Below are 9,748 nucleotides of genomic sequence, written 5' to 3'. Positions count from 1 at the left end.
AACTAACCATCAGTGGGGGATGAGAACCCCCCCCCCACTGATGGAAGTTTCACTTTATTGTTTTAACGCCCCATTAACTCGTGTCACGATTTCACTGAAGGAAGCAGTTGTGCGAAAATCACTATCACGAGGATAGGGAATAGGTACATCAATCAACTCAGCAATTTTTCCTGGACTGGATGTCATAACTGCAATTTTTGTAGAAAGATATACTGCTTCAAACACATTATGTGTTACAAACAACACTGTCATTTTCGGATCTTTCCCCCAAATAGACAGCAACTCTTGCTGTAATGTTTGTCTTGTGATTTCATCTAAAGCTCCGAAAGGCTCGTCCATAAGTAAAAGTCCCGGATTTACAACGAGGGATCTAGCAATCGATACCCTCATCTTCATTCCTCCAGAAAGCTGCCTTGGGAGCGATTTGTGATAGTCTTTAAGTCCAACTAATTCTAATACTCTTTCCGCTTCCTCCTTTTGCTGTATTTTAGGTATACCTTGCAGCTTCAACGGTAGCATCACATTATCAATAACGTTGCACCAAGGCATTAAGGTGGCATCTTGGAAGACAAATGATAAGCGGCCACTTTTACGTGCGGCTTCGGGATTTCCTCCTAATATTTCTAAACGTCCTGCACTCGGCTCAGTTAATCCAGTAATTAAACGAAAAATTGTTGATTTACCACAACCTGAGGGACCAACAAAAGAAACAAATTCTCCTTCCTTGATTTTTAAATTTACATCTTGAACAGCAATCATTCCATTTGGATAGATCTTTTCGACTTGCTGCAAATTAACAAGTGTTCTCGCAGCAGAAGATGGAAGCAAAAAATCACTATGTTTCGTCTCAATCTTTTTCTCACCCATTAATCAAACCTCCTACCCATTACTATCTATTCACATGTTTTTAGTCGGATATATAATTAAAAATCATCTTATAAAAACCTTATTACCCGGGTGTTCTAAAGCGAGATATGATGACTCACCAAACAATTGCTCTCTTAATGTTCCATTGTTATAGTCAGTCTGTACACGACCTCTTCGCTGTAATTCAGGAACAACAAGTTCAATAAATTCCTTTAATGTCCCGTTTCTTGTTATGTAGGCAATATTAAAACCATCTACTCCTGTTTCTTCCACAAAAGATTCCAGCTGATCAGCAATATGCTGTGGCGTTCCTACTATTAGAGAACCAACACCGCCAAAAGCAAAATATTTTGCCACTTCCTCTTTTGTCCACGATTCATCAGCATAATTTCTTCCGAAAAACTCTGCTAAATAATTGCTGCTATTGTTCTTTTCACCTTTTTTAATAAACTCAAGCAGTTCATCAGCATTAAACTTAGAAAAATCTAATCCAACCCAAGCTGAAAGTAAGGATAATGCACCTTCAGGACTTGAATATCCTAAATAGCTTGAAAGCTTCTCCTGTGCCTCTTCCTCAGTATTTGCCACCACTGGATTTAACTTAGGGAAGAATAGTAATTGCTGAGGATCCCTTCCATTCCGTTCTGCTCTTATACGAATATCATGAACAATAAAACGGGTTTCTTCCACTGTCATTGCATTTAGGAAAATACATTCTGCATGTTTTGCAGCGAATTCTCTCCCTCGATCTGATGAACCTGCTTGGAATAACACTGGTGTCCGCTGCGGAGAAGGTTCACATAAGTGGATGCCAGGAACTTTAAAATACTTTCCTTCATGCTTAATGTCATGAACCTTTTCAGGATCTGTATAAACACGATTTTTAATATCACGAACAACTGCATCTTCTTCCCAGCTGGCCTGCCATAACTTATAGCAAACCTCTAAATATTCATCTCCTCTATCATAACGCTCATCATGGTTTATCTGCTCATCAAGTCCAAAATTGTGAGCAGCGCTATTCAAATTAGAAGTAACCATATTCCAGCCAATTCGGCCATTTGTTAAATGATCAAGCGTTGACATTTTTCTTGCGAGTGAATAAGGATGCTCATATGTAAGGGATGCCGTTAGAACAAATCCTAAATGTTCTGTCACAGCTGCCATTGCAGGTATAGCATAAGACGGATCATTAATTGGCACATATAATCCTTCACGGATAGCAGTATCTCTGCTATTTTTATAAACATCATATACACCAAGAATATCTGCAAAAAACAATGAATCGAACTTTCCTTTTTCCAGAAGCTGAGCAAGTTCAATCCAGTAATCTAAATCTTTATAACGATCTACTCTATTTCCAGGATATATCCATAATCCAGCATTATCTTGGATTGGATTAGCCATTTCTACAGCATTCAAACGAATTTTCTTTTTCATTATCTAAGCCCCCTTTTCAGTTACAATAACCAATTTAACCTATTGATTAACTTATAATTGAATACTAAAAAATGCCTGGCAGTACCGCTTAAAAAAGCAGAACTTGCTCAGGCACTATACCTTGAGTGAGGTGGTGATGCTACGCATCAATCACCGGCTTCTTTCAATGGAAGCCCTTCTGATTAAACTAATATTACTATACGAAAAATGATATTTCAATACCTAAGTTTACTTATGATTTAACTATGAATTAAGGTGGTATTCCAAAATAATAAATATAACTAATTGAAATGAAAGACTCAAGTATAAGATAAAATAATAGACAGTCATTCTATCTAAAAAACTACTTAACCGTTTGCTCATTGATAATATAGTTATATAATTTGTGAGCAATTACCTATTCTATTATATAAGCAAATAAAACTTCATTTCCCTCACTACTTGTTAGATAGCATTTGCAAAAATAGTAGAAGTAATGACTTTATCATAATTCACTTCTTCATATTAAAAAAAGCTCTTCACTTAAATTGTGAGCAGCTTTCTAGTACATTTTAAAACGCTTATTTGATTATTAATGCTGATAATTTTTCTATTGCTGGAATATCAGCAGGTGCCCAATCTAAAGATGCAAGTTCAGCAGGCTTTAGCCATTGGATTGATACATGTTCTGTTAAATTAGGTGTCCCGTTAATAAGTTTACAGTAGAAAGTTGTTAAATGAACAATAGCAAAGTCATATTCATATGCCGTATACTCTATTTGCTCACCGACTTCTACCTCACAATCCATTTCTTCGTGAATTTCCCTCTGTAATGCTTCTTGAGGAGTTTCCCCTTTTTCTATTTTTCCGCCTGGAAACTCCCATTTAAAAGGTAATGACTTATCAGGCCCTCTTTGCGCACATAAAATCTTCCCATTCTCTACAATTACTGCACCAACTACGTGAATTTCCTTTTTCATAATTCCTCCCGATATACCAAGTGTTTATGATTAAGATAGAATTCCTTTTACATCCAGTATATCATCAAGCAATTTGTTTACTAACCCCTCTACATAGACATAATACTAGAAAATAAAAATTCTCTTTAGCCACTCCACTTCATAAGACAACTTCACTATTTTCGTATATAATGATTCCCGATTGGATAAACAATAAATTTAAAATAAATTGGAGGTCGAAATGGCAAACGAAACGATTATTCAATTCAAAAATGTTACGAAACAATATGATAATGATTCCATTGTATTAAATAATGTAAGTTTTGAAATTGAACGCGGGAAATTTTATACTTTGCTCGGCCCTTCCGGCTGTGGAAAAACGACGATTCTTCGTTTAATTGCAGGATTTTCAGAAGCATCAAAAGGAGAAATTTATTTCAACGGGAAAATGATCAATCATGTCCCGGCAAATAAGCGTCAAGTAAATACCGTCTTTCAGGACTATGCACTTTTTCCTCATTTGAATGTATTTGAAAATGTAGCATTTGGACTTCGAATTAAGAAGATGAAAAACATAGAAATAGAAAAGAAAGTAAAAGAAGCTTTAAGCTTTGTGAACCTAGTCGGATATGAGAAGCGAGAAATAAAAGAAATGTCTGGAGGTCAGCGTCAGCGTGTTGCTATTGCCCGGGCAATAGTAAACGAGCCTGAGGTTATTTTACTTGATGAACCTTTATCAGCACTTGATTTAAAACTGCGTACGGAAATGCAGTATGAATTACGGGAGCTGCAGCAGCGGCTTGGAATTACTTTTATTTTTGTTACACATGATCAGGAAGAAGCACTGGCGATGTCAGATGAAATTTTCGTCCTAAATAAAGGGAAAATACAACAAAGCGGAACACCAATTGATATTTACGATGAACCGATTAACCGATTTGTTGCCGATTTTATTGGGGAATCTAATATTGTTCAAGGAAAAATGGTTGAAGATTATCTTGTAGAATTCGTTGGAAAGCAGTTTGAATGTGTAGACCAAGGACTCGATAGAAATGAAGCTGTAGAAATAGTTATTCGGCCAGAAGACTTGGAAATCACTTCTTTAGAACGTGGGAAACTTCAAGTTCGTGTTGATTCCCAATTATTCCGCGGTGTTCACTATGAAATCTCCAGCTATGATAAAGATGGCAATGAGTGGCTCGTTCACTCCACGAAAAAAGCAAATGTAGGTGATTCAATCGGTCTTTATTTTGATCCGGAAGCAATCCATGTTATGAGATTTGGAGAAACCGAAGAAGAATTTGATAAGCGATTAGAATCATATACGGACGGGGAAAACGATGGAGAATAAACTGACCCGTAATTTGTACCTGTTTCCTTATGCGCTCTGGATTATTCTATTCGTAATAGCACCAATTGTACTCGTACTTTATTATTCATTTTTTGATATAGAAGGAAATATATCGCTTGCTAACTATGGGAAATTTTTCACACCTGTTTATTTAAGAATGACATTCAGTTCGTTTTGGTATGCATTTTTAATTACGGTTATTTCACTCATTATTGCGTATCCAACTGCCTATTTATTAACAAAGACGAGGCATAAACAGCTTTGGCTGTTACTAATTATTGCGCCCTCCTGGGTTAATTTACTTTTAAAAGCGTATGCCTTTCTCGGGATTTTCGGCACATATGGAGCAGCTAACAGTTTATTAGAAGTAATTGGTATAGGTTCTCAACAAATACTATTTACAGATTTCAGTTTCATTTTTGTATCTGTTTATATTTTCATTCCATTTATGATTTTACCGATTTTCAATTCCTTAAACGAGTTGAATCCAACACTTTTAGAAGCAGCTAATGACCTTGGAGCATCAAAATGGACAACTTTTCGAAGAATAATTTTTCCTTTAACAATCGACGGGGTAAAATCCGGATGCCAAGTCGTTTTCATTCCAGCGCTTTCCCTATTCATGCTAACGAGATTAATTGCAGGAAACCGTGTTACCACACTCGGTACCGCAATTGAACAGCATTTCCTCGTTACACAAGACTGGGGTATGGGTGCGACTATCGCTGTTTTCTTAATTATTATTATGTTTTTATTTATGATAGTAACCGGCAATAGAAAGCGAGGTGTGTAAGATGGATAAAAAATTATCTCCTGTATCAAGAATATTTTTATTATTCATCTTTTTAATCCTTTACGCACCAATCTTTTTTCTCGTGTTCTACTCTTTTAACAGCGGAGGCACGATGTATGATTTTAAAAGCTTTACACTTGATTGGTATAAAGAGCTTTTCCAGGACACAAGGCTTCTTATTATCGTATTAAATACGATTGTTATCGCCTTATTATCCGCTCTTATTTCTACTGTTGTCGGTGTACTTGGAGCTTTGGCTATCCATTCTGTAAAAAAGAGAAAAACAAAAAGCACACTATTATCCTTTAATAATGTGCTTATCGTAAGTCCCGATGTTATTATCGGTGCTTCATTCTTAATTTTATTTACAATGGCAGGAATTAAGCTCGGATTTTATTCCGTCCTATTATCACATATCGCATTCAGTATTCCGATTGTTGTTTTAATGGTATTGCCTAAATTAAACGAAATGAGCTCCACATTAATTGATGCAGCGCTCGATCTTGGAGCAAGCCGCTTGGATGTACTGACAAAAGTTATACTGCCTTATATTGCCCCGGGAATATTTGCTGGGTTCTTTATGGCGTTAACGTTCTCATTAGATGATTTTGCAGTTACATTCTTTGTCACAGGAAATGGATTCAGTACACTTTCTGTTGAAATTTATTCTTTAGCTCGACGCGGCATCTCATTAAATATCAATGCTCTATCTACCCTGCTCTTCCTGCTGACGATGCTCGTTGTGACTGCTTACTACTTCATTACACAGCACAACAGGCCAAAAGGATTGGAGGTTAGAAAATGAAACAACTTTTCCGCGCCTTTTTAGCGGTTGTTGTCGTTTCGACCTTGCTTCTATTTGCTATTTCTAAATTAAATGACGCACAAGGCTATTCAAGCGGCAATACATTAACAATTTATAACTGGGGCGATTATATTGACGCCGATTTAATTGACCGTTTTGAAAAAGAAACAGGAATTAAAGTCATCTATGAAACATTTGATTCAAACGAAGCAATGATGACAAAAATCGAACAAGGCGGGACAACATATGATGTCGCTATTCCTTCTGAATACATGATTGATAAGATGCGTCAGGAGAACTTGCTTATCCCATTAGACCATTCTAAACTGCCTAATTTTAAAAATATTGATGAAAGGTTTATTGATCTTCCTTTTGATCCGGACAATAAATATTCTGTCCCTTACTTTTGGGGAACTGTCGGTATTGTATATGATAAAAAAACGCTTAAAAATAAGGAAATTACAAGCTGGAATGACCTCTGGGATACTGACTTAAAAAATCAAATATTATTATTAGACGGCGCTAGAGAAGTAATTGGAATGGGGTTAAACAGCCTAGGCTACTCTTTAAATGATACGAATAAAGAACACTTGCAAGAAGCAAAAGAAAAGCTTGATACACTCACTCCAAATGTGAAAGCAATCGTTGGTGATGAAAACCGAATGCTTCTGCAAAATAAAGAAGCCGCAATAGGCCTTGTATGGTCAGGTGTAGCATCAGAGATTATGGCAGAAAATGAAGATTTAGAATATGTTGTGCCAAAAGAGGGTTCTAATTTATGGTTTGATAACATGGTTATTCCAAAGACAGCCAAAAATATCAAAGGAGCTCATCAATTTATTAACTTCATGCTTGATGCCGAGATTGCTGCGCAAAATACAGAATATGTCTCCTATTCAACACCGAATAAGGCAGCGCTCCAATATATGCCGGAAGAGATGGTTAAAGATGAACGCTTCTATCCATCCCCAGAACTGACGGAAAAACTTGAAGTGTATGAAAACCTTGGGAAAAAGAACTTGGCTTATTATAATGACTTGTTTTTGCAATTCAAAATGCACCGAAAATAAAACCAATTAAAAAGCAGACCACTTGTGTAATAACAAAGGTCTGCTTCTTCTATTATTCACCAAAATCAACATTATGGTAAACTTGCTGAACATCTTCTAAATCTTCTATTGCATCAATCATTTTCTCAAATTGTGCCTCTGCATCTTCAGGAAGTTCAACGAAATTTTGTGCAAGCATTGTTAATTCCGCTACTGTAAATTCAGTAATACCGGCATTTTTAAATGCTTCCTGCACTGCATGGAATTGATCAGGCTCAGCATAAACAATAACAGCTTCATCTTCTTCTGCAATATCACGAACTTCTACATCAGCTTCCATTAATAATTCAAGAACTTCTTCTTCTGTCTTACCTTCAATACCAATAACAGCTGTTGCATCAAACATATATGCAACTGAACCGCTCACACCCATGTTCCCGCCATTTTTACCGAAAGCTGCACGAACCTCTGAAGCAGTACGATTTACATTATTTGTTAAAGCATCAACGATTACCATTGATCCATTTGGTCCGAAACCTTCATAACGAAGCTCATCATAATTTTCTTCTGAACCGCCTTTTGCTTTTTCAATCGCACGGTCAATAATTGCTTTTGGTACACTATATGTTTTTGCACGTTCAAGGACAACTTTTAATGCTTGGTTTGACTCTGGATCTGGTTCCCCTTGTTTTGCCGCTACATAGATTTCACGGCCAAATTTTGCATATATACGGCTTGTATTAGCATCTTTTGATGCTTTCTTTTCTTTAATATTGTTCCATTTACGTCCCATCATGAACACTCTCTTTCCACTTAAAATCTACTTACATTATTAAAAATGAAATAAGTTAATGGTGCAACACTTTTTTGAAATAACGATAAAGCATTTAATCTCAATCAAAATATTGTATCATTTCTATTATTTATTATACCTCAATTATATCATTTGTTACGAATTTCATATTAGCTCTGTTCTTTTCCTACAAAGATATATGCTTGTCTCGGATGATTTATTTGATCTGGATACTTCAGCCTTATTTGACCTTTATCAAGTAGTTTCGCTAAGTAATTATTTCTTAATCCATCAGGAGTTCTTTCTAGTAAATCCGCTAATTCTCTTAACATTAAAGTTTTTCTAGCACATAACCTTAAGATAATTTCCTCCATTACACTCGGTGATAAACGTTTCTTCCTTCTGGCAAGTTCTGAAATCTCCCATAATTCTTTTTCTACATTTTCTGCGGAAGGAACACTTATATCTATGTCCTGCTCATCCTTTTCTGAATAGTTTATCTCTCTATTCACTACCCCGTTCCCGATTGATTCCATCTCCTTATTATCGGAGTTCGAAAATTCAACTTGATAACCCTTTTCTTTATTATAGGAGTTGTCATTATTATTCATGGAGTTAACTTCTATATTATCGGAGTAAAACTCTTTATTCATGGAGTTATCTCCATTATTATAGGAGTTTTCTTCATTATTATATAAGTCTAAATCTTTATTCACGGAGTTAATTTCATTATTACAGGAGTTATCAGCACTATTTACGGAGTCCTCAAAATCGCCAAAATTCTCCATCACAGACTTTTCTTCTTCCATTTGCGTGTCTTTGTCGAATGGACACAACTTTACATATAACGTCAAAATACTTCGCTCTGATTCTGCCAGCTGAGTTATATTTAATTCTCCATATTCCTTCCACGTTGTGTCAATTTCCTTTAATCCAGAACCTGTTCTCTTACAAAGTCCAAGTAAAAGGAACATTTTAAAAAGATTAGGATTACGAAGGTTGCTTATATTTCCTTCTAATGCTTGTTCTACTGATATACGGAAAAGCCCAGGATTCGAAAAGCGGAACAAATTCTTTTCTTTCTCGATAACAATGCCGCCTTCCCCTTCATAATCAGCATGAACTAATGTATTTATAAGTACCTCATATAACAGTCCGCTTCTCTTCGCATCTTCATTTATATTTCTATTCAAATCAGCACTTGTTTTAAAATAAAAATCAAATACGTTTCCAGACCAAGTCCCATCCTGTGAAGTAAAACGCTCCGACCAATTCTCGTACTCCACTTCCTCTAAGCTCTCCCTGTATTCAAGGAAATACTGAGGCAATACCTCTGTAATTACCCTTTCTTCGCTAAACATTAATAAGCCAGCAAGGGTAAGACCTTCCTTATTCGTATTTCGCACTTTTCCCCATGCACCGATCTTATATAAAAACTCCTTCATTTCTAATCCGTTCCAAGGATGATCCGGTTTAGACTCCAAAAACTTCGATCGGTAGTTTTTAACGGATTCAAAATTCAGCTCATTTATTCCGTAATGTTCCAAAATCAAATTATCTTGTGGAACGGATGAATAATCCGGTGGATAACTTGTATTTTTATTCACATTTAATCTCCCTCTATGCTCGTTTTATTTCTCCATTATTCTATTTTATCATCTTTTGCTTATTCATTCCCTTCCATCTTCTAGTTAGAATTCCTTAAGCCAATA

9 protein-coding genes are annotated in these 9,748 nt (G+C 35.9%); 4 read left to right on the top strand and 5 right to left on the bottom strand.

Features of this window, described 5'->3' with window-relative positions; translation table 11 throughout:
* Window positions 1-54 precede the first annotated feature (54 nt).
* The 3 genes from BFA01S_RS13300 to BFA01S_RS13290 form a co-directional block, all read right to left on the bottom strand.
* Window positions 55-867 carry an ABC transporter ATP-binding protein gene (locus BFA01S_RS13300; protein ID WP_066231231.1) on the bottom strand — a complete coding sequence of 271 codons (813 nt, stop codon included), beginning with the start codon at window positions 865-867 and terminating at the stop codon, window positions 55-57.
* A 63-nt stretch (window positions 868-930) separates the two neighbouring features.
* Window positions 931-2,307 carry an LLM class flavin-dependent oxidoreductase gene (locus BFA01S_RS13295; protein ID WP_066231229.1) on the bottom strand — a complete coding sequence of 459 codons (1,377 nt, stop codon included), beginning with the start codon at window positions 2,305-2,307 and terminating at the stop codon, window positions 931-933.
* A 560-nt stretch (window positions 2,308-2,867) separates the two neighbouring features.
* Window positions 2,868-3,266, bottom strand: a complete 399-nt coding sequence (locus BFA01S_RS13290; RefSeq protein WP_066231227.1) for a (deoxy)nucleoside triphosphate pyrophosphohydrolase — start codon at window positions 3,264-3,266, stop codon at window positions 2,868-2,870.
* Window positions 3,267-3,486: 220 nt separating this feature from the next.
* Here BFA01S_RS13290 and BFA01S_RS13285 point away from each other — a divergent pair, with 220 nt between their 5' ends.
* From BFA01S_RS13285 to BFA01S_RS13270, 4 genes are read left to right on the top strand one after another with little or no spacing between them, the layout of a single operon-like run.
* Window positions 3,487-4,596, top strand: a complete 1,110-nt coding sequence (locus BFA01S_RS13285; protein WP_066231224.1) for an ABC transporter ATP-binding protein — start codon at window positions 3,487-3,489, stop codon at window positions 4,594-4,596.
* Window positions 4,586-5,389, top strand: a complete 804-nt coding sequence (locus BFA01S_RS13280; RefSeq protein ID WP_066231221.1) for an ABC transporter permease — start codon at window positions 4,586-4,588, stop codon at window positions 5,387-5,389. The genes BFA01S_RS13285 and BFA01S_RS13280 overlap by 11 nt, the downstream gene beginning before the upstream one ends.
* A 1-nt stretch (window position 5,390) precedes the next feature.
* A complete protein-coding gene (locus BFA01S_RS13275) occupies window positions 5,391-6,194 on the top strand; it encodes an ABC transporter permease (RefSeq protein WP_066231218.1) in 804 nt (267 codons plus the stop codon).
* The gene (locus BFA01S_RS13270) at window positions 6,191-7,264 is read left to right on the top strand and encodes an ABC transporter substrate-binding protein (protein WP_066231213.1); all 1,074 of its coding nucleotides are present in this window, start codon (window positions 6,191-6,193) and stop codon (window positions 7,262-7,264) included. Before BFA01S_RS13275 ends, BFA01S_RS13270 begins: the two co-directional genes overlap by 4 nt.
* A 52-nt stretch (window positions 7,265-7,316) precedes the next feature.
* Here the strand turns inward: BFA01S_RS13270 and BFA01S_RS13265 are convergent, their stop codons facing one another.
* Window positions 7,317-8,036 carry a YebC/PmpR family DNA-binding transcriptional regulator gene (locus BFA01S_RS13265; protein WP_066231211.1) on the bottom strand — a complete coding sequence of 240 codons (720 nt, stop codon included), beginning with the start codon at window positions 8,034-8,036 and terminating at the stop codon, window positions 7,317-7,319.
* Window positions 8,037-8,206: 170 nt separating this feature from the next.
* Window positions 8,207-9,643 carry an ATP-binding protein gene (locus BFA01S_RS13260; protein ID WP_066231208.1) on the bottom strand — a complete coding sequence of 479 codons (1,437 nt, stop codon included), beginning with the start codon at window positions 9,641-9,643 and terminating at the stop codon, window positions 8,207-8,209.
* Between the last annotated feature and the right edge of the window lie 105 nt (window positions 9,644-9,748).

The organism is Metabacillus fastidiosus NBRC 101226, assembly GCF_001591625.1.
Taxonomy (GTDB): domain Bacteria; phylum Bacillota; class Bacilli; order Bacillales; family Bacillaceae; genus Metabacillus; species Metabacillus fastidiosus.
The sequence above is the reverse complement of the archived record's forward strand: the minus strand, read 5'-3'. Positions and strand labels throughout refer to the sequence as shown.